The organism is Asticcacaulis sp. AC466, assembly GCF_000495815.1.
Classification (GTDB): Bacteria; Pseudomonadota; Alphaproteobacteria; order Caulobacterales; family Caulobacteraceae; genus Asticcacaulis.
The window spans coordinates 251,091-274,714 of record NZ_AWGE01000007.1 but is presented as its reverse complement, the minus strand read 5'-3'; the positions used below and the strand labels follow the sequence as shown (position 1 = coordinate 274,714).

General features: G+C 57.7%; 24 protein-coding genes. 9 read left to right on the top strand and 15 right to left on the bottom strand.

Features of this window, described 5'->3' with window-relative positions; all coding sequences use genetic code 11:
* Positions 1–27: 27 nt before the first annotated feature.
* Positions 28–1,449, bottom strand: a complete 1,422-nt coding sequence (trmFO, locus tag AEAC466_RS31785; RefSeq protein ID WP_023457850.1) for a methylenetetrahydrofolate--tRNA-(uracil(54)-C(5))-methyltransferase (FADH(2)-oxidizing) TrmFO — start codon at positions 1,447–1,449, stop codon at positions 28–30.
* A 198-nt stretch (positions 1,450–1,647) separates the two neighbouring features.
* On the opposite strand from trmFO, the gene AEAC466_RS31780 reads away from it, so the two are divergent.
* Both AEAC466_RS31780 and AEAC466_RS31775 read left to right on the top strand, forming a co-directional pair.
* Complete coding sequence (locus AEAC466_RS31780; RefSeq protein WP_023457849.1) at positions 1,648–2,451, top strand: hypothetical protein; 804 nt, start codon at positions 1,648–1,650, stop codon at positions 2,449–2,451.
* A 36-nt stretch (positions 2,452–2,487) separates the two neighbouring features.
* Positions 2,488–3,405: a hypothetical protein gene (locus AEAC466_RS31775; RefSeq protein ID WP_023457848.1), complete on the top strand. Its 918-nt coding sequence runs from the start codon at positions 2,488–2,490 to the stop codon at positions 3,403–3,405.
* Between the two features lie 90 nt (positions 3,406–3,495).
* On the opposite strand, the gene AEAC466_RS31770 is transcribed toward AEAC466_RS31775, so the two are convergent.
* Together AEAC466_RS31770 and uvrA are read right to left on the bottom strand one after the other, a co-directional pair.
* Positions 3,496–4,332, bottom strand: coding sequence for a carbonic anhydrase (locus AEAC466_RS31770; RefSeq protein ID WP_235074236.1), 837 nt, complete (start codon positions 4,330–4,332; stop codon positions 3,496–3,498).
* Between the two features lie 61 nt (positions 4,333–4,393).
* Complete coding sequence (gene uvrA, locus AEAC466_RS31765; RefSeq protein WP_023457845.1) at positions 4,394–7,306, bottom strand: excinuclease ABC subunit UvrA; 2,913 nt, start codon at positions 7,304–7,306, stop codon at positions 4,394–4,396.
* Positions 7,307–7,571: 265 nt separating this feature from the next.
* On the opposite strand from uvrA, the gene AEAC466_RS31760 reads away from it, so the two are divergent.
* The gene (locus AEAC466_RS31760; protein WP_023457843.1) at positions 7,572–8,675 is read left to right on the top strand and encodes a hypothetical protein; all 1,104 of its coding nucleotides are present in this window, start codon (positions 7,572–7,574) and stop codon (positions 8,673–8,675) included.
* Between the two features lie 102 nt (positions 8,676–8,777).
* Here AEAC466_RS31760 and AEAC466_RS31755 read toward each other — a convergent pair whose 3' ends face one another.
* The 3 genes from AEAC466_RS31755 to AEAC466_RS31745 are packed head-to-tail and all read right to left on the bottom strand — an operon-like array spanning position 8,778 to position 10,667.
* On the bottom strand, positions 8,778–9,218 hold the full coding sequence (locus AEAC466_RS31755; protein WP_023457842.1) for a hypothetical protein: 441 nt from the start codon (positions 9,216–9,218) through the stop codon (positions 8,778–8,780).
* 1 nt (position 9,219) lies between these two features.
* Entirely contained in the window at positions 9,220–9,540 is a 321-nt protein-coding gene (locus tag AEAC466_RS31750) for a rod-binding protein (RefSeq protein ID WP_023457841.1), read from the bottom strand.
* 14 nt (positions 9,541–9,554) lie between these two features.
* The gene (locus tag AEAC466_RS31745; protein WP_155913581.1) at positions 9,555–10,667 is read right to left on the bottom strand and encodes a flagellar basal body P-ring protein FlgI; all 1,113 of its coding nucleotides are present in this window, start codon (positions 10,665–10,667) and stop codon (positions 9,555–9,557) included.
* 303 nt (positions 10,668–10,970) lie between these two features.
* Here AEAC466_RS31745 and AEAC466_RS31740 point away from each other — a divergent pair, with 303 nt between their 5' ends.
* Together AEAC466_RS31740 and dksA are read left to right on the top strand one after the other, a co-directional pair.
* Positions 10,971–11,396, top strand: a complete 426-nt coding sequence (locus AEAC466_RS31740; RefSeq protein ID WP_023457839.1) for a flagellar assembly protein FliX — start codon at positions 10,971–10,973, stop codon at positions 11,394–11,396.
* 215 nt (positions 11,397–11,611) lie between these two features.
* Entirely contained in the window at positions 11,612–12,031 is a 420-nt protein-coding gene (dksA, locus tag AEAC466_RS31735) for an RNA polymerase-binding protein DksA (RefSeq protein ID WP_023457838.1), read from the top strand.
* Positions 12,032–12,076: 45 nt separating this feature from the next.
* Here dksA and AEAC466_RS31730 read toward each other — a convergent pair whose 3' ends face one another.
* The gene (locus tag AEAC466_RS31730) at positions 12,077–14,218 is read right to left on the bottom strand and encodes a putative bifunctional diguanylate cyclase/phosphodiesterase (protein WP_023457837.1); all 2,142 of its coding nucleotides are present in this window, start codon (positions 14,216–14,218) and stop codon (positions 12,077–12,079) included.
* Positions 14,219–14,429: 211 nt separating this feature from the next.
* Here AEAC466_RS31730 and gltX point away from each other — a divergent pair, with 211 nt between their 5' ends.
* Positions 14,430–15,767, top strand: a complete 1,338-nt coding sequence (gene gltX / locus AEAC466_RS31725) for a glutamate--tRNA ligase (protein WP_023457836.1) — start codon at positions 14,430–14,432, stop codon at positions 15,765–15,767.
* Positions 15,768–15,822: 55 nt separating this feature from the next.
* On the opposite strand, the gene AEAC466_RS31720 is transcribed toward gltX, so the two are convergent.
* On the bottom strand, positions 15,823–16,419 hold the full coding sequence (locus AEAC466_RS31720) for an LOG family protein (protein WP_023457835.1): 597 nt from the start codon (positions 16,417–16,419) through the stop codon (positions 15,823–15,825).
* Between the two features lie 121 nt (positions 16,420–16,540).
* Between AEAC466_RS31720 and AEAC466_RS31715 the strand changes: the two genes are divergently transcribed.
* Complete coding sequence (locus tag AEAC466_RS31715) at positions 16,541–17,323, top strand: hypothetical protein (RefSeq protein ID WP_023457834.1); 783 nt, start codon at positions 16,541–16,543, stop codon at positions 17,321–17,323.
* A gap of 12 nt (positions 17,324–17,335) precedes the next feature.
* On the opposite strand, the gene AEAC466_RS31710 is transcribed toward AEAC466_RS31715, so the two are convergent.
* Together AEAC466_RS31710 and AEAC466_RS31705 are read right to left on the bottom strand one after the other, a co-directional pair.
* Positions 17,336–17,968, bottom strand: coding sequence for a 2OG-Fe(II) oxygenase (locus tag AEAC466_RS31710; RefSeq protein WP_023457833.1), 633 nt, complete (start codon positions 17,966–17,968; stop codon positions 17,336–17,338).
* Positions 17,969–18,013: 45 nt separating this feature from the next.
* Positions 18,014–18,754 (bottom strand): aspartate/glutamate racemase family protein, encoded by a 741-nt coding sequence (locus AEAC466_RS31705; protein ID WP_023457832.1) that lies wholly within the window; start codon positions 18,752–18,754, stop codon positions 18,014–18,016.
* Between the two features lie 127 nt (positions 18,755–18,881).
* Between AEAC466_RS31705 and AEAC466_RS31700 the strand changes: the two genes are divergently transcribed.
* Positions 18,882–19,346 carry an Lrp/AsnC family transcriptional regulator gene (locus tag AEAC466_RS31700; protein ID WP_023457831.1) on the top strand — a complete coding sequence of 155 codons (465 nt, stop codon included), beginning with the start codon at positions 18,882–18,884 and terminating at the stop codon, positions 19,344–19,346.
* Here the strand turns inward: AEAC466_RS31700 and AEAC466_RS31695 are convergent.
* From AEAC466_RS31695 to AEAC466_RS31685, 3 genes are all read right to left on the bottom strand, one after another.
* The gene (locus AEAC466_RS31695) at positions 19,343–19,549 is read right to left on the bottom strand and encodes a hypothetical protein (RefSeq protein WP_031238552.1); all 207 of its coding nucleotides are present in this window, start codon (positions 19,547–19,549) and stop codon (positions 19,343–19,345) included. The two genes, AEAC466_RS31700 and AEAC466_RS31695, sit on opposite strands and share 4 nt — an antisense overlap.
* A 2-nt stretch (positions 19,550–19,551) precedes the next feature.
* Positions 19,552–19,776, bottom strand: coding sequence for a hypothetical protein (locus tag AEAC466_RS31690; RefSeq protein WP_023457829.1), 225 nt, complete (start codon positions 19,774–19,776; stop codon positions 19,552–19,554).
* Positions 19,777–19,933: 157 nt separating this feature from the next.
* On the bottom strand, positions 19,934–21,121 hold the full coding sequence (locus AEAC466_RS31685; RefSeq protein WP_031238550.1) for a DUF5009 domain-containing protein: 1,188 nt from the start codon (positions 21,119–21,121) through the stop codon (positions 19,934–19,936).
* A 401-nt stretch (positions 21,122–21,522) separates the two neighbouring features.
* Between AEAC466_RS31685 and AEAC466_RS31680 the strand changes: the two genes are divergently transcribed.
* Positions 21,523–21,792, top strand: coding sequence for a hypothetical protein (locus AEAC466_RS31680; RefSeq protein WP_023457827.1), 270 nt, complete (start codon positions 21,523–21,525; stop codon positions 21,790–21,792).
* Positions 21,793–22,112: 320 nt separating this feature from the next.
* Here AEAC466_RS31680 and AEAC466_RS0122310 read toward each other — a convergent pair whose 3' ends face one another.
* Positions 22,113–23,231, bottom strand: a complete 1,119-nt coding sequence (locus tag AEAC466_RS0122310; protein ID WP_023457826.1) for a hypothetical protein — start codon at positions 23,229–23,231, stop codon at positions 22,113–22,115.
* A gap of 41 nt (positions 23,232–23,272) precedes the next feature.
* Entirely contained in the window at positions 23,273–23,584 is a 312-nt protein-coding gene (locus tag AEAC466_RS31675) for a PadR family transcriptional regulator (protein ID WP_031238547.1), read from the bottom strand.
* Between the last annotated feature and the right edge of the window lie 40 nt (positions 23,585–23,624).

Below are 23,624 nucleotides of genomic sequence, written 5' to 3'. Positions count from 1 at the left end.
ACACATACACATCCCGGATGGCCGATTTTAGGTTGGAATTTTGGCCATATTTAGCCAAGCCGACAGATCGTTCAGGGCGCGCAGTGACATCAGGCGTTTTTTTGCCCGGCCGCGCTCCTTCAATGGGATCTTCTTGCCCTCTTCATCGACCTTCGGCGCATCCAGCGGCGGTAACAGCCCGTAATTGATATTCATGGGCTGGAAAGCGCCGCCTTCGAGGTGACCGACCGTAATGTGATTGAGCAAGGCGCCCAATGCCGTCGTTTCCGGCGGGGCGTCCAGCACCTGACTCAGGGCCTGCGCCGCGGCGAACCGGCCGGCCAAAAGGCCTATGGCGGCGCTTTCGACATAGCCTTCGACGCCCGTAATCTGACCGGCGAAACGGACGGATTTGTCAGGAGACATCGCCTTCAACTTCAACTGACGGTCGAGGATTTTCGGCGACTGGATGAAGGTGTTGCGGTGCAGACCGCCAAGGCGCGCGAACTGGGCATTTTCCAGCCCCGGGATCATACGGAACACGTCGGCCTGGGCACCATGCTTCAGCTTCGTCTGGAAACCGACCATGTTATAGAGGGTGCCCAGGGCGTTGTCCTGGCGTAACTGTATAATGGCGTGCGCCTTGACGGTCGGATTGTGCGGGTTGGTCAGGCCGACCGGTTTCATCGGGCCGTAACGCAGGGTTTCACGACCACGTTCCGCCATCACTTCGATAGGGAGGCAGCCGTCGAAATAGGGGACATGCTCCCAATCCTTGAACTCGGCCTTTGGTCCGTCGAGCAGAGCATCGATAAAGGCTTCGTATTGGTCCTTGTCCATCGGGCAGTTGATATAGGCCGCCGCGTCGCCGCCGGGGCCTTCCTTGTCGTAGCGCGACTGCTTCCAGGCCTTGCTCATGTCGATGCTTTCGGCATGAATAATCGGCGCAATGGCGTCGAAGAAGGACAATTGCCCTTCGCCGGACACATCGAGCACGAACTGGGACAAGGCTTCGGATGTCAGCGGGCCTGTCGCCACCACGACATTGGGCCAGTTTGTATCGGCCAGGCTCGTCACTTCCTCACGCACGATGGTCACCAGGGGGTGATTGGCCAAGGTATCGGTCACAGCCTGGGAAAAGCCGTCGCGATCAACGGCCAGCGCGCCGCCTGCGGGCACCTGGTGCTTGTCAGCGCAGGCCAGGATCAGCGAGCCTGCGCGGCGCATTTCTTCGTGCAAAAGGCCTACGGCATTGAATTGCCAGTCGTCCGAGCGGAACGAATTGGAACACACCAGTTCGGCCAGCCCGTCGGTCTGGTGCGCGTCGGTTTTGCGCACACCACGCATTTCGTGGAGGATGACCGGAACGCCGGCGCAGACGAGTTGCCACGTGGCTTCGGAGCCGGCGAGGCCGCCGCCGATGACGTGAACGGGAGACGGGGAGGCGGTGAGGGAAGATGAATATGTCATGGCGTGGCTCTATCCCAAGCGGACAGCGATGGGAAGACGCGAATGACGTCATCGAATCTGGAGGCGCAACTGTGACCTGATAGCAAGTTCGTCATGGAAATGTGATAAGGTTAACGAAATATGCTTTTAAAGCGAATGGATTTGTTTCTAAATCACGTTTGGCCTGAAATGCGATCGCGGGCCTTAGGCGGGGGTATAATGAGCGTGAAATCGGCGTTTTCGGTGACGAAGGCCCTAAGGGACTCGGCTGGCTTTCTGCCTCGGGCCTGGAGTGGTGCCTGGTTGGCGCTCGGGCTCCTGTTTGCCGTTGTTGGTGGGGCTTGGCTGACAATGCATCATCTTCCTTCGTCGCCCTTGGCCTGTGTCGCATTGATCGCGGTGATTTTGGTACTCAAATACGTGGCACATGGATCGCTATATCGCATCGCTCTGTTCGGACCGTCGGCGAAAGATGAGGGGCTAGGGTTTGGCGGCGTGCAGATCGGTCGTCCCGAACGCCGCCTTTTCCTGGCGTCTCTGGCTATTGCGGTGTTCTTTGTCATGATCGCAGTGACGGTGTTCATCGTTTTTGCCATCGCGCTTAGCCTGTCCGGCTTGGCGCAGGGGTATGGTAGTTCTTTGGCCGCTGTTCAGGCGATTGTTCACCGCCATGCCGGCGCCGATGTCGTATTTATACTCTACCTGATCGCAGCCAGTCTGTTTCTGATTTTCGTCGCTGTAAAATTCTCGTTGGCATCGGCGGCCAATATCGGTCAGCGCCGTTTGGTGACGCTTAATGCCCTAGGTCTGACAAGCGGGAATGTGGGTAAGCTGACTATTGGCATAGCTATTATCGTTGCGCCATTCGTGTTGGTGACAATGCTTGCGACATTTGGGCCGTTCTATGGTCGCCGCATCGTGCATTTCGTCCTGATTGGGCTCAACGTGTTGGTGCTTTTGCCGCTGATTGTCGGATTTTTCGCGTCGGCCTATAGGCAGATCGTGACTAACAGGTTTAGATAGACGGCCCGTAAACGTGCGGGTGGCCGGAACCCGTGCATGAACCTGACATTCGATTTCGCCTTCGAAGGCTTTCGGCTGATACGCCAGCGGCCCAAGTTGATTGCGTTATGGGGCGCCATAACCCTCTTTGGGCATGGCGTTATATCGCTCATCCTCGTGCAGATGGCCGGTCCGGCCATTACTCGTTTCGGCCAGTTGATGACCGATGCGTCCGCGACCGGTACGTTCGATCCGGTCGCCATCGAAGCGCAGTTGCAGATAATCATGCCGGCCATGATTATGTGCGTGCCGGTATATATATTGATGTCTTCGGTTCTGGCCTGTGCCATTTGTCGCGCCTCTCTGGGGGAAACGGACGATCGGCTGGGTTTCCTGTCCTTCGGACTTCCTGAAATTCGCATGATTGCCCTGCGGTCGGTAATGGCGTTAGGCCTTATCGGTGTTCTGCTGACCGGCGGACTGCTCGGCCAAATCGTGGCGGTGTCGGGTAATGCACAGGTGGCGCAAGGCATGACGACGCTGGGCTTCTTGGTCGCAGGAGGGATAGCCGTCTGGCTAGGGATACGCCTATCGTTGAACGGTCCGCAAACCTTCGATACCGGCCGTTTTAATCTGTTCGGCAGTTTCAACCTGACCCGTGAACGTTTCTGGTCTTTATTTACCGGTTACGCGACGGCTGGCGCGCTCGCGCTTGTCGTGCAGTTTTTGTGCGACAAGGTTATTGAGGCGATCCAGGTGCTGAGCCTGGGCCTGAAGGTGACGGGGGATATTGTGCCACCCGACATGAGCAATATGAGCGCCTTCCTGGTCCCGCACTCGATTATCCTGCTGTTCTTGACCTTCGGAATCGTGACGCCGCTCATGGCAGCCATCACCTTAGGGGCACCGGTCGCCGCCTATAGGGTGCTGCGAGAAAAAGGCGAAACCTTAAAAACAGAGCAAAAGGTCAGCTAGGCACCTTATCTGACTGGATCAGATAATTGTCGTAAGCTTCCGTTTTGTAGAATACAAACTGAATAATGCGCGGCGCTTCCACGCTCATATCTAGCTTCCCGACAGGTGAAGGATATCGCGGTCGTGACGTGGTTGTAGCGGCCTCGCATTCGGCCCAATGATGCGCTGGAAGGCATCGGCCTGTTCCGAACTGACGGTAAGCGGAGAGGAATAGACCATCCATGTCGCGGCCTCGGTGCAGGGCGGCGTCGTCAAAGACCCAGAATAGACATAGAAATCCTCTGTGCCGGGCATATGATCCTGAGCATTCACCAGTAGATCCGGCAGCGGAATAGGCTTGCCGGGATCGGTGGGCAGGTATGTCCATAAGGAGCCCAGTACAGGATCGGCGTTACCGATATCGGACAGAACAGCGATGATCAGGTATTCGCCCTTTGCGTTCTGGTGTACGAAATGTGTTTCCAAAGCCGTAGAGCGTCCATTGATGGCGTGCTCGCTTGGAGAATGAAAGTGAAACTGCTTGAGCGTGTACATCACGCCATCAAGCACTATGCCACCGCCGTCGCTCGGGGTCACCACGATCGTGTGACCATTATTCTGGATCGTGGCCAGCGACGATTTGTACTGCATGACCAGGCGTGATGACAGGTTGCGTGGCGGTCCGGAAATGTCGATTGGGGACTGACGCTGGCCCGTGGCACAAACCGTATTGTCGCCACCCATCTCTGCCCAGTGTTGCGGGCCGGTCTCGCCATCATAGGTCCAATGCTGGACCGCCCCACCTCCGTGCGCCGCAGGCGCGCCGTGGGCGGCTTCCGGCGCATGTTCGTCCGCTTTTTTTGAGCAGGCTGCCAGCGATAGAACCATAAGGCTGGTCGCAGCGGCGCGCCGGGACCATCCGGGAGAGGGGCGAGTCATGAAGGTCATGTCGCCACCTTCGCCGAAAATGGTTAACGGAGATTAAGCGCCTTTCGCCATTCAGGCGAAACTACTCCGCCGGTTCCAGGTGCCGCTTCCGATGCTTGGCCAGCATGTCCTTAAGATACTTGCCTGTCCAGCTTTTGGGATTTTCCGCCACCTGTTCCGGCGTGCCGCTGGCCACGATCTCGCCGCCGCCATCGCCGCCTTCCGGTCCAAAGTCGAGCAACCAGTCGGCCGTCTTGATGACATCAAGATTGTGTTCGATGACAACGGTCGTATTGCCATGATCGGTCAGTTCATGCAGCACTTCCAGCAGCTTGCGCGTATCCTCGAAATGCAGGCCGGTCGTTGGTTCATCCAGTATGTATAGCGTCTTGCCGGTGGCGCGCTTCGACAACTCCTTGGATAGCTTGACGCGCTGGGCCTCACCGCCAGACAAGGTGGTCGCCTGCTGGCCGATCTTGATATAGCCAAGGCCGACGCGCTCAAGGGTTTTCAGCTTGTCGCGAATGGTCGGTACGGCCTTGAACACTTCGGCGCCTTCTTCCACGGTCATGTCGAGTACATCCGCGATGGAATATCCCTTGAAGACGATTTCCAGGGTCTCCCGGTTATAGCGCTTGCCCTTGCACACGTCGCACGTGACGTAGACATCCGGCAGGAAGTGCATTTCGATCTTGATGACACCGTCGCCCTGACAGGCTTCGCAACGCCCGCCCTTGACGTTGAAGGAAAAACGGCCGGGACCGTACCCGCGCGCCTTGGATTCCGGCAGGCTGCAATACCAGTCGCGAATCGGTCCGAACGCGCCGGTATAGGTCGCAGGATTGGAACGCGGCGTGCGACCGATAGGGCTCTGGTCTATCTCGACAATTTTGTCGAAGTGTTCCAGGCCTTCAATCTTGTCATGGGGCGCGGGGTGTGCCGAGGCGTTGTTGAGGCGTCGGGCGGCGGCCTTGTACAGGGTCTCCAACGTAAAAGTGGACTTGCCGCCGCCGGACACGCCGGTGATACAGGTCATGACGCCGACCGGAATTTCGCCGGTGACGTTTTTCAGGTTGTTGCCGCGGGCGCCGATAACCTTCAACATCTTCTTTTTGTTGATGGGACGACGCTCTTCGTCGGTGTCCTTGGAATAGAATAGCGGAATTTCGCGCTTGCCGGTCAGGTACTGGCCGGTCAGCGAGTTGGGATTGGCCTTGATGGCGGCCGGCGGGCCTTGGGCGATGATTTCGCCACCATGAATACCAGCGGCGGGTCCCATATCGATGACGTAGTCGGCCTGAAGAATGGCGTCTTCGTCGTGCTCGACCACCAGAACCGAATTGCCAAGATCGCGCAGGCCTTTCAGCGAGATAAGCAGGCGGTCATTGTCACGCTGGTGCAATCCGATGGACGGTTCATCCAGTACGTACAGGACGCCGGTGAGGCCGGAACCAATCTGGGAGGCTAGCCGGATACGCTGGCTTTCGCCGCCCGACAAGGTGCCAGAGTTACGCGACAGGTTGAGATAGTCCAAACCCACGTCATTAAGAAAACGCAGGCGGTCCTTGATTTCCTTCAGGATTCGCCGTGCGATATCCATCTGCTTTTCGCTCAGCTTATCTTCCAGACCGCCAAACCAGTCGTGTGCCTTGCGGATAGACAGGTTTGAAATTTCGGCAATGTCCTTAGCGTCGATCTTGACGGCCAGGGCTTCGGGCTTGAGGCGTTTACCGTGACACGCTTCGCACGGTGTTTCCGACTGGTAGCGCGCGAGGTCCTCACGCACCCAGGACGAATCGGTTTCGCGCCAGCGGCGATCCATGTTCGGTATGACGCCTTCGAAGACCTTGGTGACGTCGTAGCGGCGTGATCCGTCCTCATAGGTGAACTTGATCTTGTCGCCACCCGACCCATGCAGGATGACGTTTCGGACCTGATCGCTGAGCTTGTTCCAGGCCGTGTCCATCTTGAACCCGTAATGCAGGCCCAGGGCCTGAAGGGTTTGGCTGTAGAGTGGCGACGGCCCTTTCGACCACGGGGCGATGGCGCCATCGGTCAGTGACAGCTTCGGATCGGCGACGACCAGATCCTGATCGAACGAGAGCTTGACCCCGAGACCATCGCAGGTCGGACAGGCGCCGAAGGGGTTGTTGAAGGAAAACAGGCGCGGCTCGATTTCGGTAATCGTGAAGCCCGAGACCGGACAGGCAAATTTCTCGGAAAAAATGATGCGGCGCGGTTCGGTTTCCCCGTCTGCCAGATCGGCATGTTCGGCGATTGCCAGGCCGTCGGCGAGGCGCAGGGCGGTTTCCAGACTGTCGGCGAGGCGCGCCATGATGCCGGGTTTCACCACCACGCGGTCAATGACAACGTCGATGTCATGCTTGAACTTCTTGTCCAGTTTCGGCGCATCTTCAATGGGATAGTATTCGCCGTTTATCTTCAGGCGCTGAAAGCCCTGGCGTTGCAGGTCGGCGATTTCCTTTTTGTACTCGCCCTTGCGGCCACGCACGAAGGGCGCCAGCAGCAGCAGGCGCGTCCCTTCGGGCAAGGCCACGATTTTGTCGACCATCTGAGACACGGTCTGACTTTCGATCGGCAGGCCGGTGGCCGGAGAGTAGGGAACGCCCACCCGCGCCCACAGCAGGCGCATGTAGTCGTGAATTTCGGTGACGGTGCCGACCGTCGAACGCGGATTTTTCGAGGTTGTCTTCTGTTCGATCGAAATGGCTGGCGACAGGCCTTCGATGAGGTCGACATCCGGCTTGGACATCAGTTCCAAAAACTGACGCGCATAGGCCGACAGGGATTCGACATAGCGACGCTGCCCTTCGGCATAGATGGTGTCAAAAGCCAGGGAGGATTTGCCCGACCCGGACAAGCCGGTCAGCACGACCAGTTCGCCCCGCGGAATATCGACATCGACACCTTTGAGGTTATGCTCGCGCGCGCCCCGCACCTTGATGAAATCCTGGTCGATCTGATGCTTCACCATACGCGCATATCCTCATCTTCAAACACGGGGAGTATATAGCCTGTCTTGCTGGATTTGCCAGAGGTCCGCAAGAACAATTTGGCAACATTTGTCAATCGCCACTCCATTTCCTATCAGATTTTGACATAGACGGTCGGGCCGGCAGGAAATGTCAGCACCGTGATTTGATGGTTTTTTGACACCCGCCCACAAAGAGAACAAAGTACCGCCTGAATCTACCGTGATGGTTGAGACCGCAGGGCGACACGAAAGAGGGCAAGGCTGAATGTACGCCAATATAATCCGCTTGCGGGACCGCGTTGGCGGCGGCCTTGAGGGGTTGGCCGCCCGGCTGACCGCCAGGACGACGCGTCGGACGCGGCTTGTCGGAACAACGGCGGTCGTACTTGTCATGCACGGGCTTGTGCTGTGGAGCCTGATCCTTACGCATCCGAAGGCGTGGCAACTGGATCATGATATGGAGGAGCCGCCGCCGGTCCTTGTCGAGTTGTGGCAGGCGCAACCGCCGCCTGAACCCAAGGTCCAGCCGGTCGTCATGCCGCGCGAGGTGGTGCCGCAACCCCGCGACGTTCCACAACCGATGCAACGGGATGCGCCGCGCGACATACCTAAGCAGACCCAGACGCCTCAAACCCAGACACCCCAAACCCAGGCAGCCGAGGCCGCTCCGCCTCAGCCCGTGCCCCAGCCGGTCGCGCCGTCGATCACCCTTAACATTCCTCAGGAAAAGCCTTTGGTTGTCGCGGCACCGGCAGTCGTCCCCGATGTACCGGCCCCCGCTCGCATCCCCGGACGGGTAAAGAAGAAAACGCAGGACGAAGTGAGTGCTAAGCATGAGGACGCCGTGACGCGGATGTCAGACCTAAATCTGCACGACGCCGCAAATGTCAGTCTGCCAGCCTTGCAGGCGGTTAAGCCATCCGGGCTGGTGGCTGCTCCGTCAGCGGGCGGTCGCCTGGGCAGCATGGGGGCGCCAGCCGGGCTGCCCTCAGGAACAGGCGTGCTCAAGGGGGGGCGCGGGCAGGTCAGCCAGGCTTTGCAGAACCACGGGTATTGTGAAGCCACCCGCCAGGCGGGTAAACCTATTCCGGCCGATTGCAATATGACGGATCTTGCGCATCAGCCACCGCTCGGCCCGCGTCCCGACGCCGACCTACAAGCGGCGGTCCGCGAAAAAGATACCCGGCTGCGCTACAAGAGCTCGCCCGGAAATGCGGAATATTGGCAACGCGTCAACCGCGCCCCAACGCCGAACGATCGCCACATGGACGATGAGCCTAAGAAGGGGGCCTATTTCAACGAACACGACCAGAGAATTATGGGAAATGGCGGTGGGACGGCAGACCCCAAAGGTGAAAGCAACAACTAATACAACATGAGTTACTCAAGGGGAATCGACTCGTGTTGTGTGCTCAGAGGCGGTGCATGCTCGCCGCATGGCATAAGCCGCCTTGCCCTTTCGAAAAAAAACTTAGGCCTTTTTGCCGTAGTTCAGCGACTGGGGGCCGCTGTCGACCGCCTTGCCCTTGGCGCCATACGTAGCGTTTTGTGTACGGCGACTGCTCAGGTCCTCGGCAATGGCGCTGATAATGCCTTCGGTGACTGTCTTGGCGGCGGTAACAGCAAGCTCATAGCGTCGCAAACGTGCCTGGAACACTTCGGTGGCTTCGCGCAGCTTCGTTTTTTCAGTCGGGGGCAGGCCTTCCAGCAAGGTCGGGTCGGCCTTGATGCGCATGGTTTCGTGGCGGTAGAGGTTCGACAGGTTGCGGGTTTCCTCTATGCCGTCGTACATGTCCTGCGGACGATGCGCTTCCAGGCATTCGGTTTCATGAACCAAGCGCTCACCGAGGCGAATGGTCAGGGCCAGCATCTGTGCGGCGCGGTCGGAAGCGTTGGCGGCGGATAAGGCCATATCAGGCGACTCCCATTTCCTGCATCTTAATCAATTGCGCCTGCATCATGTGCGAGATGCCGACACCGCCGCGCAGGGCCATTTGCTTGGCCATGGCGCCGACATAAAACGATCTCATAGCTTCTTCGCCCTGACCGCCGCCGAAGGGACCGTCGGTCTTGAGGCCTTCGAACATCGGCCCCAAAAGGTTGGATAGGCACATGGTTTCGAAGTCCAGGCCCAACTTGGCGTTTGATCCTTTGGCGGTCGTCATCTTGGCCTGCTGTTGCGTCTGAACCTGCGACTGTGCGGCCTGAAGGGTGAGAAGGGAAGCGCTATCCATGACATTATCTCCCGTTACATGACTTCAATATCGGCCTGAAGGGCGCCAGCAGCTTTTATGGACTGAAGAATGGCGATCATGTCGCGCGGAGTCACGCCTAGCGCGTTGAGGCCGGCAACCAGATCGGACAGTGTGGAACCGCCACCCAATTGAATCAGCTTTTTGCCCTTTTCTTCGTCGACGTTGACCGTGGACGACGGGACGGCAGCTGTCTGTCCCTGGCTGAACGGAGCGGGCTGGCTGATATCGGGGCGTTCATCGACACGTATCGTCAGATTACCCTGAGCGATGGCGACACGGCTGAGCCGGACATTGTCGCCAATGACAATGACGCCGTTGACTTCATCGATAACCACCTTAGCCGGCGTGTCGACATCTACGCTCATCGGTTCGACAAGGGTGACGAAGTCCATCATGGTCATGCCGGCGGGCGGCTTTATGGCTACGATAGATGGATTTTCGGCAATGGCCGTGCCGGGATATTGCTTGACGATGGCGTCGGCGATGCGGCGCGACGTGGCGAAGTCTGGATTGTGCAGTGTCAGGCGCAGAAACGGCATGGCATTGAAATTGAAATTCGTCTCGCGTTCGATCGTGCCACCGGAGGCGATGCGACCCGCGGTAGGTACGCCTTTGCTGACCGACGATCCCGATGCGCCTCCCGCTGACACTGAACCGGTCTGAACTGAGCCTTGCGCCACTGCGTAGGCTTCGCCATCGGCGCCAAGCAGCGGCGTGACAAGCAGTGTGCCGCCCAGAAGACTTTTGGCGTCACCCATAGCCGAGACGGTGACGTCGAGACGTGAGCCGGCCGCCGAGAAGGCGGGGAGTTCCGCCGTCACCATGACGGCGGCGGCATTTTTGGTGTTGAGCTGGGCGTCGCGGACATTTACGCCCATGCGCTCCATCATGGCCTCAAGGCTCTGCTTTAACATGGGAGAGTTGCGGACCGTATCGCCTGTGCCGGGCAGGCCCACGACGATGCCGTAACCGACTAATTGGTTGCCGCGCACGCCTTCGACATCGACAATGTCCTTGATGCGCGATCCGGCATTGGCATGGCCGCACATCATGACGGCGACAAGCCCGGTTGCGCACAAAGCCGCTTTCAGTCCATTGATCAGCATCGGTTCACCCATTAACCATAACTGACCATCTGTTTGCGAAATATGTGCCACGAATCGCAGCAAATATTTATGATATAAATCAATTGGTTGGTCTTGGTTAATTGGGGTTGGGGTGTCAACGGGAAAATTATGCCGGGACGTTAAGGCTTCGCTTACCCGTGGGCGGCAATAATGACCCTGTCGTTACCGCTGGCAAAAGCCGGTTGTCACCGGGCTGTTGTAAGGTGCCGGCGAACGAGAAGAAACTGAACGACAGCTTCTGTAGAATTCAATAGGGTATGGGGTTTCCCCCAAAGGTCAAGCATGACGTTCAGGATCAATTCGGCGACTGGTGCGCCCATCAGCACCCCGGCCGGAAATGTAAAGAAAAGCATATCGGGATTTTCACTGTCGAGCAGCGAAAGCGCATCGAAGTCGGCGGCGCCCGCACAAGCATCGGCCGCGTTCGGAATGATGGGAATCGACGCTTTGATGGCCCTGCAAGGGGAAGAAGATGTACTGACCGGCCGCCGCCGCCGCCAGGTCAAGCGATCCCAGGACATTCTCGATGCGCTTGACGACCTAAAGGTCAGCGTCCTGTCCGGCGACATCGATGACGAAGCGCTGTTGCGCCTTCAGGCTCGTATCGCGGAGCATCGCGAAGAGATAGAGGACGACCGCCTTCAAGGCGTTCTGAATGAAATCGAAACCCGGGCCTGTGTCGAACTGGCCAAGCGTCGGCTGATGTAGGTTTCATAAGCGCCCTAATTTCGTGCCGCGACCCGTGGAATATCGCTTCACAGGTTAATCATTGCGCACTATAAGCCGCGCAATCGCGTCGTCCTGACGGCGGGCAGGGGCTGTTCGCGACTGGTATCATTTTTGCTGTTGAGTGACTGGACGTCCGGCGCGTACTGCGTTGGGACATCCGGATCTAGCGTCGTCCACGAGGGGTGTAATAACGCATGTCTGAAGTACAAGTGCCGGATCAATATCGTCCCAGCGACGACGAAGAATATATGAACGCGCGCCAGCTAAACTATTTTCGCGGCAAGCTGAACGCCTGGAAGGATGAAATCCTTAAGGGCGCAAAGGAAACCGTCAACATCATGCAGAAAGAGACGGAGAACCATCCGGATCTGGTTGACCGGGCCTCCTCCGAATCCGATCGCGCGCTCGAACTGCGGACCCGCGATCGCCAGCGCAAGCTGATCAGCAAGATCGATGAAGCCCTGCAACGCATAGACGACGGATCATACGGCTATTGCGAAGAAACGGGCGAGCCGATCGGTCTGGGGCGCCTTGAAGCGCGTCCAACGGCGACGCTATCCATAGAGGCTCAGGAACGTCATGAACGGTCCGAACGCGTTCACAGGGACGACTAAAGTCAAAGCGCCGGCGTACCCGGCGCTTTTTTGCTGTCTGTATTCTTAGGTGCCGTAACGCTTTTCCGTCTGGCAATAGGCGGATATATCCGGCGCTGGGCGACCGATCAGGTAGCCTTGCGCTTCTTCGCAATTTAATTGTCTCAAGGCGTCCATTTGTTCCAGGGTTTCGACGCCTTCGGCAGTGATCAACACGCCGAGCGACTGCGCCATCTCGGTAATGGCACGAACGATGGACAAGGCATTCTTGTCATGCGGCAGGTCCCTGACAAAGGATTGGTCAATCTTGATTTTGTCGAAAGGGAAGGTGCGCAGGTAGCTCAGGGATGAGTACCCGGTGCCGAAATCGTCCATTGCGATGCGGACGCCCAAGGCGCGGATGTCGTTAAGAATGCCTAGATTGTGAGTTTCATCTTCCAGAATGACACTTTCTGTAATTTCCAGTTCCAGCCGTGCAGGCGGCAGGCCCGATGTCGCCAGTGCCCGATTGACCAGATTGACCAGCGACTTGTGGCGGAATTGCAGGGGCGAGATGTTGACCGCCACACGCCAATTCTGCGGCCATTGCGCCGCAGTTCGGGTTGCGTCTTCGAGCACCCATTCCCCGATCTGACCTATCAGGCCGCATTCTTCGGCCAGCGGAATGAACTCTGCCGGCGAGACCATGCCCTTTACGGGATGGCGCCAACGGATAAGCGCCTCGAAAGACACAATCTCGTTGTCATTCAAGTTGAGCAGCGGCTGGTAGTATAGCTGGAATTGTCCTTCGCTCAGAGCGCTTTTCAGATCCTGCTCCATTTCGATCCGGCCTTGAAGTTGCGCATCCATTTCCGAGCTATACAGGCGCCAATCGTTGCGGCCCGCCGCCTTGGCGCTGTACATGGCCAGATCAGCGCGCGACAAAAGGTTCTTGGTGTCCATGCCGTCTACCGGCGCCAAGGCGATGCCGATACTGACGCCGATCTCGAGATGGACGCCCTCTATAACCATCGGCTGCTTCATGGCCTCGACGATGCGCTTGGCTAGGCACTGTGTGTCTTCAAGCCCTTCAATGTCCTGGATGATCGCAAATTCGTCCCCGCCCATGCGGGCGATGACGTCGCTCTTGCGCACACAGCCGCGCAACCGCTCGGCCACCTCGATCAGGAGATGGTCGCCCATGACATGGCCATAAGAGTCATTCACGGCCTTGAACCGATCGAGATCCAGGCATAACAAAGCGAGCTTATGACCCAGGCGCTGAACGCGGCTAAGGGAGGCATCCATATCCTTGGCGAACAGGGCGCGGTTGGCCAGGCCGGTCAGCGGATCGAAATGGGCCAGGTGGGCAATACGGGCTTCCGCCTGTTTTTGCTCAGTGAGATCAATCCCCAACGTCAGGATGCTGTCGGCCTCTCCGGACGGTCCGCGCAGTACGGTCTTCTTGAGCTGAATCGTGCGTGAGCGTCCCTGGGAATCCGTGATCTGCTCTTCCTTCAGCATGACCGTACCCTGAGTTTGCAAGGCGACCTGGTCGTAACTGTTGTAAAGGGCGGCGCGTTCGGCCGACATGATCTCGCTGCTCTGGCGCCCAACAACGGCCTCCTGCGTGACACTCAGCATGTCTTCACCGGCTTCGTTGATAAGAATAATCCGTTGATCGGCAGCGTCCTTGACCAGCACCATGGCCGGGATATTCTGTATCACCATGTTCAGGAAGGTCTGGTGACGTTGGCTTTCGCTGCTGAGCCGGATGAGGTCGCTTGTCATCTCTCTTTGGCGGACAAGTGACCGCTGGAGGTCCCCACTGATGGCTTTGAGCACGGACAGCGACGTGCCGACGCCGGCATAGCGGCCGTCGGAGGTCGCGATGAAGCCGCGCATCAGTTCCGACGGACGTTCGCTCAAGGTTTTGTGCGTGAAGTCATGCAAAGGGGTAGCGATATCGACCATAAGGGGTGAACTGTCCATCATGGTGGTAACCGGCTTGTTGCCGTACAGCGCGCGGCCATATTCCGCGGCCATAGTCAGGTTAAATGCGTGGCGTTCTATCAGGCCCAGCACGCCGCCGTCCTGATCGACGATGGCAGCGACCATCAGCTCTGTGTCGTCGCGAAAGGCTTCGTAGAGTGTGGAATTTTGGCAGTCGGGCGGAAACGGATCGATGCGGTCGGTAATATCGGCAATGCACGGAACGGTTTTTTGCATAAACTACGCCTGACTTGTGAGCGGTATACTGAAACGCAATTTTCGCGTTCTACGCAGACACCTAGGTTCAAGACATTAACCAGCGCTTGATGTCATAAAAGATTGACCCAAGCGTCATGGTCCCTAAGTGGCCGTTTACCCTGTCGCAGGCCTTTTCAAATCGGGTGCGGAGGCGTATGGGAGGTCTCCGTTTTACAGATTGAGACCCATTATGACCGTCAAGGTTCGCTTTGCGCCTTCGCCCACCGGCCGCATTCATGCAGGCAATGTCCGTGCTGCACTTATCAATTGGCTGTTCGCGCACAAGAACCAGGGCGTTTTCGTGCTGCGTATCGACGATACGGACCTGGAGCGCTCGACCAAGGAAAACGAAGACCTGATCGAAACGGACCTGAAATGGCTCGGCCTCGAATGGCAGGAACGCTACAATCAGTCGAAGCGGTTCGATATCTATCAGACCGCCGCCGATGCCCTAAAGGCAGCGGGACGCCTCTATGCCTGTTATGAAACCGCCGAAGAACTCGATCGCCGCCGCAAGGTGCAATTGTCGCGTGGTTTGCCGCCGGTATATGACCGGGCAGGCCTGGCCCTGACCGATGCGGAAAAGGCCGCCTTTGAGGCAGAAGGCCGCAAACCGCATTGGCGCTTCAAGCTCGATGGCAAGCGCGTGTCCTGGGAAGACCTGGTGCGGGGCCATTGTGAAGTCGATACGACCTCTATGTCCGACCCGGTCCTGATTCGCGAAGACGGCGCCTTCCTCTACACGCTGCCGTCGGTTGTCGATGACATGGACATGAAGATCACGCACGTTATCCGCGGCGAGGATCACGTCGCCAATACCGGCACGCAGCTCGAAATCTTCGAAGCCTTGCAAGGCCTTTTCCCGGTCGGATTGCCCGTCTTCGCGCACATGCCGTTGCTGGTCGGCGCGGACGGAGAGGGGCTGTCCAAGCGTCTCGGCTCGATGTCGATTTCCCAGATGCGTGAGGATGGTCTTGAGCCGCTGGCGATCACGTCTCACCTCGCCAAGATCGGCACGTCGGATCCGCTGGAAGCCGCGCCGTCGCTCGTCGCACTGGCCGATGGGCAGGATTTTGGCAAGATGGGGCGGGCTCCCGCGCGTTATGATTTCGATGACCTGATGCGGCTGAATGCAGGCGTTCTGCAAGCTATGAGCTACGCCGATGCCAAGCCCAGGTTGGCGAAGATCGATGCCGATCTGGGTGAGCTGTTCTGGGATACGGTCAAGATGAATCTGCACCGCTTCGCCGAGGTCAAGGCGTGGGCGCAGATCATTTCAGGCGACATTACGCCGCGTATCGAAGATCCGGCTTTCGCCGCCAAGGCTTTGGAACTGCTGCCGGACGACTATGGTCGCGATAGCTGGCAAGCCTGGTCGGGGGCCATTAAGGAAGCTACAGGCGCCAAGGGCAAGGCGTTGTTCATGCCGCTGCGCCAGGCATTGACCGGGATGGATCACGGTCCGGATATGGGAGCGTTGAGCTTCCTCATCGGCCGCGAAAAGATCGCTCAGCGTCTTAAAGGGTAGGCACAACGCGCCTTGTTATTGACAGCAAGGCGCGTGTCTGGCCGTCTGTCTGGCGTCAAACGACACTGCGAGTGTCTATTTGAATATCGTTGGCGGCCACGCGGGCGATAGCCGGCAGAACCTCTTCAACCGAATTGACGCTGACATAGGTCTGCATGAAGTTCTCAGGGGTGAACTGCGCCTTCAGCATGTGTCGTATCAACACGAAGAAGGGGTCCCAGAACCCGTTTATGTTCAAGAAGATGATCGGCTTTTTGTGGAGGTCCAGTCGCCGCCACGATAGCAGTTCCACCACTTCCTCCAATGTGCCGACACCGCCCGGCATGACCACGAAGGCATCCGATTCTTCAAACATCATCATCTTGCGTTCATGCATGTTGCTGACCACGCGAGTTTCGACATCGTCGAACAGGATTTCGCGTGACCGCAGGAATTGCGGCATGATCCCGAGGACGCTGCCATTGGCTTCGTGGACCGCGCGGGCGGTTTCGCCCATAAGGCCAACCCCGCCGCCGCCGTAAACCAGACGAATATCTGCACCGGCCAATACCTGGCCTAGGTCGTGAGCCGCCTGTTTGTAGGCTGCATTATCGCCGAAGGACGAGCCGCAGTAGACGCAGACGGAGCGTACTTCGCTTTTGGAATGTGGCATAGACTATCAAACCTCAAAGCCGGATCGCGACGCCCGGCGACTCACGGCATAATACATAAACCTTGTTACCATCTATCTAAGCCTCTATTCGTATTGATGAAAAGCGGATATTGCTTGGGCCGTGAAAAAGATAATCACCCCTTTTTGGCTGAAAACCGTCACGGGTCTGGCGCTCGTCCTCGCGCTGACCGGGTGCCAGGACAAGCCGACCGTTACGGATCCGGACGCCGCCATGCGGGCCGCTGGATATGCCCGCGCACCTGTCATTACCGGGATAGAGCAGGCCGGCTCGGACATGGTTGTGGTGACCGGCGATACGATTCCCAATGCCCGTGTCCGCTTTGCCTACGGCGATCAGCGGGCCATCGGCGTCACCGCGGATTCCAAGGGACGGTTTCGAGCAGAATTGCCGATCGGCACTCAGGGCGGTATCTATGATCTGTCCGCCGGAGACCTCGGTCGCCTGATGCACGCGGATGGCCGATTGTTCATACCGCCGGGTATGCCGCAAAAGGCCATACTGATGCGCCCCGGCGCGCCCAGCTTTCCGGTTGTTCCGCACGCATCACAACTGCTTGTCGCTGACTATGATTCGGCCGGCGCTTTCGCCCTGGCCGGACGCGTGACGCCCAAAACCGCGGTCAACCTGGTCGTTGACGGCGTCCGTGTGCGTCAGATGAGCGACGATACCGGCTATTTCAGCGCCATCATGCAAATCCCCAGTCCGACACAGGGCGCAGTCGTGGCAGACGTCTCGGTTCAGGTTGGCGACACAAGCTGGACGCGGACAATTTCGGTCACAAGCGCCACCGGTGAAGGTGACCGGATTACCGCCATTCCTAAAGGGTGGCGTGTTGACTGGATGTTGCCGGGCGGCGGCATTCAAACCACCCTGGTCTTCTGAGACCCACCAGGCCTACATCATTTCATTTTGCCGGGTCTTCGAGAACAGCTTCTTGAGGAATTCGGTGACCCCGTGCCGCTTGGCCTTGCGGGCGACGGCGTCCTCGCTGACCAGCCAGGCGATCTGCACAACGCGGCGCTCACCTTCGAATGGCGTGTGGCCATGCCAGCTATTGTCCAAACGCGGAAAGGCGATGAAGTGACCATAGCCCGGATTCACCTCCTGAGTGCCAGGGCCGTCCTGATCAGGGCCTTCCAAAAAGCGAAGATTGCCGCCCGAAGTTCCGTCAGAATTGAGGTAGATCAGAGCAGACGCCAGTTTGTCCGCGCCATCCGTATGGGGGCGGCCATCCTTCAGCGCGGACCATTTGCGCACGGTGACCCATGTTGGTTTGCCGAGCAGGTTGATGCCCAGCTTTTCACCAATGGCTTTAGCGAAGGCCTCGCCCCGTACTTCCGCCAGCAAGGCCTTGAAAGCGGGCCCCATCGGAAAATCTTCCGGACGCATGAAACCGGTCTTATCGATCTGCGGGAAGTCCCGGGCGATGGCGGCTTCCTGTTCCGGCGGCAGAATGTCCGCGCCGATCAGGTTACGGAAGGGGTAATCGGAAGCCGGCGTGGCGGCAATGGACTCATAACGCAGCATGGGAAACCTCAATCGTGTGCCCGATTTATAGCACAAGTATTGAGGCTAGATATAGGCGCCATCCGTGACGAAATGAAGCACGGCTGCCTGGTTTGGCGCCGCCAGGGCGAAATCGACCGCGGCGCGGGCATGGATATGGGTCGAGTCGAAACAGGGCAGGGGCAGGCAACTCGCATCGACACTCAGTCCCAGTTCCGTGCACCCAAGGATGACGCAATCCGCACCTTGATCCCGGCCGCGCGCTGTCATGTCGATCAGAGCCTGGCGTGCCGCATCGCTGACGACGCCCTGGCATAGTTCATCGAAAATGGCATTGTGACAGATCATCCGGTCGTCTGCGCCTGGAACGACGACGTCGAGTCCGTAACGCCGCATATGGTCGGCGTAGAAGCCGTTTTCCATGGTGTAGCGGGTGGCAAGCAGGAGCGGACGACGATACCCGCCGCCGTTAATCGTCTTTGCGGTTTCACCGATAATATGGATAAGCGGTACGTCGCAGCTTGCCGCGACCTGATCGGCAACCAGGTGCATGGTATTGGTGCAGATCAATATACAGTCCGCACCGGCGGCTTCCAGCCCTTGAGCAGCGTCACCGAGCAGGCGCGCGGCATCCGCCCAGCGATCAGCTTTTTGCAGGGCGACGACGGTTTGAAAGTCCAGGGAGCGCATGAGAATATCGGCGGACGAGAGCCCGCCAAGCGATTGGCGAATGCCTTCGTTTATAAGCTTGTAGTAGGTTGCGGTGCTTTCCCAGCTCATCCCGCCCAGCAAACCAATCTTGCGCATATCACTCTCCCGACTCGTACGCCATCATACGGCGTGGTGCGGGTAAATGGCGCGCGTATTTCCTATAATTATGGCATTTGTGCGCAAATTAATTGCGTAATAATGCTGAATAGTGCAATCTGGCGCCATGCTGGATGATCGTGACCACAAGATTCTGGATGTGTTACAGCAAGACGCCGAGATCGGTTTGACTGATTTGGCGGATCGCGTCCACCTGTCCGCCTCTGCGTGTTCGCGCCGGATCGCACGGCTGAAAGAAGACGGCTATATCCTGCGCCATGTCGCCGTTCTTGACCGCAATCGCATGAACGTAGGCTCTACTGTTTACGTCATGATCAAGACAGCTCATCATACCGCTGACTGGCTTGACCGGTTTAGAACCAGTGTCATGGACATTCCGGAAATCGTTGAGGTCCATCGCCTTGCCGGCAATCTCGACTATATTATCAAGATGGTGGTTACGGATATCGCGCACTATGACGCCATTTATAAGCGCCTGGTTAGCCGGATAGAGCTGTTCGACGTCTCTGCGTATATTTCGATGGAAACGCTGAAGGATGGACAGGCCATCCCCACCGGCTATGCGCGTTAGGATTTTTCGGGAACCGCGTCTGTCACCGGTCCGTTTTCGTCATCGGGAACATAGACATCAGCCGCTGCGGCCTGCGCGGCATGAACGGCCTGTTCTTGGGAAAATGCCCTTGCGCCGACAAGTGCCATAATTACCAGCGCGAAGAAGGCTGCCAAAATATATGGCGTCGGCACAAACAGTCCTGGGGCGTAACGCGCTGGCATGGTCACATCTCCGCCAGAGAATAGGCCGGTTCTTGCGTGTGACCTACGATCTGCGCGCCGCCAACATGGGTTTCGTGGGTAAAAGACTGGCTGACATAAAGACTGAAGCCGGTGATAATAAGAATGAGCGCCAGCAGCGCCACAATGGTTTCGAAAATGACGTGCTCGCGGCCGCTATGGCGTGGCGCAGACGGCTTGGCAGTGTCAAGAAGTGTGGCGCTTAACATGGGAAAACTCGCTGTGAACAACCTACAGAGCCAGTCTCGTTTTTTGTGGGTAAGGAAAATATAGGTGCCAGAGTCACCGATTGTAAAAACGGGAAATGTAGAATCGCTTACGATGCCCTTACGTCTTGTTAATATCTTGCGGCCCAGCGTGCGGTTATCAAAGCTTCAGTCGAACGCCAATACGCGTTAGGATTGCTGTCAATCCCACGCAGACAAGAGCCACCATCAGGGACTTTAACAGTCCGATGCCGCCGCTCATCAAGGCATCAGGCAGGTGGGGCAGCCCCACAATAGCTGCGGCCAGAATAGCGGGTGTCAGATAGCACAACAGTGTATCCGTACCGGCGGGCTTGATGAAGGCGAACCATTTGGCTTTTCCGGCTCTATCTGTCAGCCAATACAGGGCCGTGAAGGCAATGATGGTAATGGCACTGCACAGGAACAACCAGGCGGGTGTGGCGCGAAGCTTCGAGATTCCCCAGAACTGACGGGTGCAGAGTCCCAAGCCGATAAGGACAGCGGCCAGTATCAGAAAAACGACCGTCATGCGCCGGCTGTTCCGACTGGCTTGATAGGTCTGAAACAATTTGCCGATGATCACGCCGCCCATAGTCAGCGCCGGCATGGTTCCGTCGATAAGGGGCTCTGGCAGGGCGCGCAAAGGCGTGGGCACCAAATTGGATGCCCATGCGAAGCTTATGCCAGCCAAAACGAGCCAGGCCCCTGTCAATACCCACAGCCGGCCATGGGCACTAACGGTCACGAGTGCAGCTATGAGATAAGACCATCCGATCAGACCCAATATGCCCCACCACTGGGGGGAGAACATTGCGCCGTCATCGCCACGATAGACGCCCGCCATTATAATCAGACCGATAATACCAAATCCTTTGAGCAGCCATTGTGTCCAGGCCGACATGGATTTCGGGTAGAGGTTCCAGATAAGAATGGCACATAGTGAGACCAAAAGATTCCATATGGTTTGCGTTATACCGGTGGCAGCCGGATCGATGGTTTCGCCATTGACCAGGAATACGCCCATTACCAGCAAGGCGAACGTGCGCAGCAGAATGTGCCAGATCAGTTTGGCGTCACTATCGCCCCTGGTCCGTCGATTTTCCGTGGCGAAGGGCAGCGACATGCCGACAATGAAAAGGAAGGCCGGGAAGACAATATCAGCCAATCCCATGCCATCGACGTCGCGCTGCGCATGTTCCAGCCACGCTGGAATATCTGTCAGCGATCCCAGGTCATTGACGAAGATCATTAAAACCATGGTCAGCGCCCGTAAGATATCTATGGCACCGACCCGGGTTACTACGTCGCTTGTTGCTGCCTGAGCCATTTACGTTCCCTTGCTGTCGGAAAGGGACGGGTAGACGAAAATGCCCGCCACGTCGAGCGCCCGTGCGCTTTGAGTCGTATCCACTTGTGCCGCGCGGCCTTTCGAAAGGAGGTATGGCTTCCGCGCATATGTGGGCCGCGGCGGTTTGACCCGATGTATATTTAAGGGGGCGCATGGATTCGAGGATGAACTCCGATGGTTAGCAACGGCGCTTTCAGGCTTCGCCCGAAACCCGTCGCCAATATCCAGGCTAAGTGCGCCCGCGAGTTGGGGCGTAGGTAGTTGAAGCTTTGCGGGGCCTAGGTATTCACTGGTATCCTCTGAACGTGTATTTTATCCAACATAAAATCGCCCCATCATGTGTCGATTGATGGGGATGGATATTATCAAGGACGATATTGATGACGCAGGCGGCGAGCCTTTCCGATCAGATTTTGGTTGTTTTCGATAAATTAATTGATGGTTCTTTGTCGCCTAAGGAAGCTTCGGACTGGGCGGCTTTGATTATTCATGAAGATAAGGAGGCGACCCTTCCAGACGGATGTGGTCACGCGCTTGCTACGATTGGACTTGCTGATACCCGGGAACCTGATGGTCAATTTCTGTATGGGATTGCTGATTTTGAAGAGTGGCGAGATGAAATCTCGCGCGAACTGAGTCGTAAAGAATGACGCGCTCTCATCGTCATGAAAGATGATGAGCCTATCGTGTCTGGCTCAGGTGTGATGACTAAGCGGCAGTTTGCCTGCTCAGGATTCGCTTAGATGTCGCTCGCGAGGAAAGCAGACAAAGACGGCACATCGATCGCGCAATGCCCGCCGTATAGGGGATGCCGCTCTACCTGCATACCGTGAGCTGTCGCGGTGCGGGCCAGTCGTTCTGTGCCTTCGAAATTGCCATAGGCATCATATAATCCGTTTGACAGGTAGAGCGCCGGGTAGTCCGGACCGGCCCCTATCAATGAGCTAAAGCGGTGACACAGTCTGCCATTCTATGGCGCGGCACGGACAACTGCGATGCGGCTATCGTTACTGTTGAGATGTCTGTCAGGGGGCGGTGCGTTTTGTAGTTGCCGCTGGGTTTTGGCTTGCGTGCCCGTGTTTCTCGAGGGCGCCTTTGGCAAAAGCCAGAGGCTCAGGACATAGCCAAGGATGGCGCTGCCACCGTAGCCCACAACCGGTGTGGGGTAGTTGCCGAGGACGGACGCTATAAGCGCGGTAAGCCACACGGCTCCGAATGTCAGGTAGATATCACCATTGGCTTTATCGTACCTCCCACCTAAGGCGGCGGGAACAATCAAGAGCGCGAAGCCGCCGAGGACTGCCAAACCGGATAAGGGGTGGAGGTTGAACGCCGCGAAAAGAACCTTCTCTACATAAGGGGTAGCCGGGAGGGTATCTGGCTGGACAAGGGTTGCAATGAAGGCTGCCAGACTCGCGATAAAGGCCAATACGGCATAGCGATCCGCGTGGGTAGCTACACGTACGGCCAGACCTGCGGCGAGGACGCAAGCCATTGCCCGGTCGGGCTGGAGGGCCAGGGCCGTGGCGGCGATCACCACGCCGGCAAGCGACAGGCCGCCGGATGCTCGGGCAAAGCTCACGATGAGCACAGGCAGGAAAATGAAGCTGGGCTGGAGTAGGAGATGGCCAAGGTCGATCCATCGCGCAACGCCGTCCATCCTGTATCCGAACAAGGCAGTCAAGAGAAGGCCGCAACCCATTGCCAGATTGAGCATTCCCTGCCAACGCGGTGTCTTGGATACCGTGACGCCGAAGGCCGCCAGGGCGAGGCCGCCTAACAGAAGGGCGGCCAGATTGCTGATCAGATATCGCATGGGCGCGCCGGAAACGCCCATATACACGATACCAAGCCAGGTCGCCGCCGTGGCGCAGCCGAACCCGACGGCGCGTGGTCGGATCGCCGCGCCGTGTGACGTTGAGGCAAGGAAGGGAGCCATCAGAAAATGAGACAGCACCCAAGGCAGCAGGCCTGCCAGGCTTTCGAGAGCGAAAGCCAATGCCTCGCCATCATCCTCGATCAATCCCGTTTCGGCTTCAATCGCGCCGGCCCAAGGCTTTTGCGCATCTGGAAGCAGGCGTTCCAGCATAAGGCACACCGTACGCGCGATTCGGCGTCTGATCCCAAGTGTCATGCGATTGCACCCCCGCCACTTTTAATGGATACCGCGCCGGTTTCACCCAAGCCGTCGCGGGCAAGTTGCCTGCCTGTGGCAGTGAGGCGATAGGCGTGCCTTGGTGGGCGGCCGGTTTCGGCCGCCTCTTGCCAGACGGCTTCCAGATAGCCCTGGGATTCGAGGCGGATAAGGAGCGGGTACAGTGTGCCGGATTTGATATTGGCCTGTTTGGCCAATTCATAGCCGTGACACCAGTCGTTGCCCGCCGCAAGGAGGGCGGCAAGCACGGCATGGGCTTGGGTCGATAGGGCGCGATTTCGTTTCATGCTCAATAAATCTACCTATATAGATTTAGAGTCAAGCGCA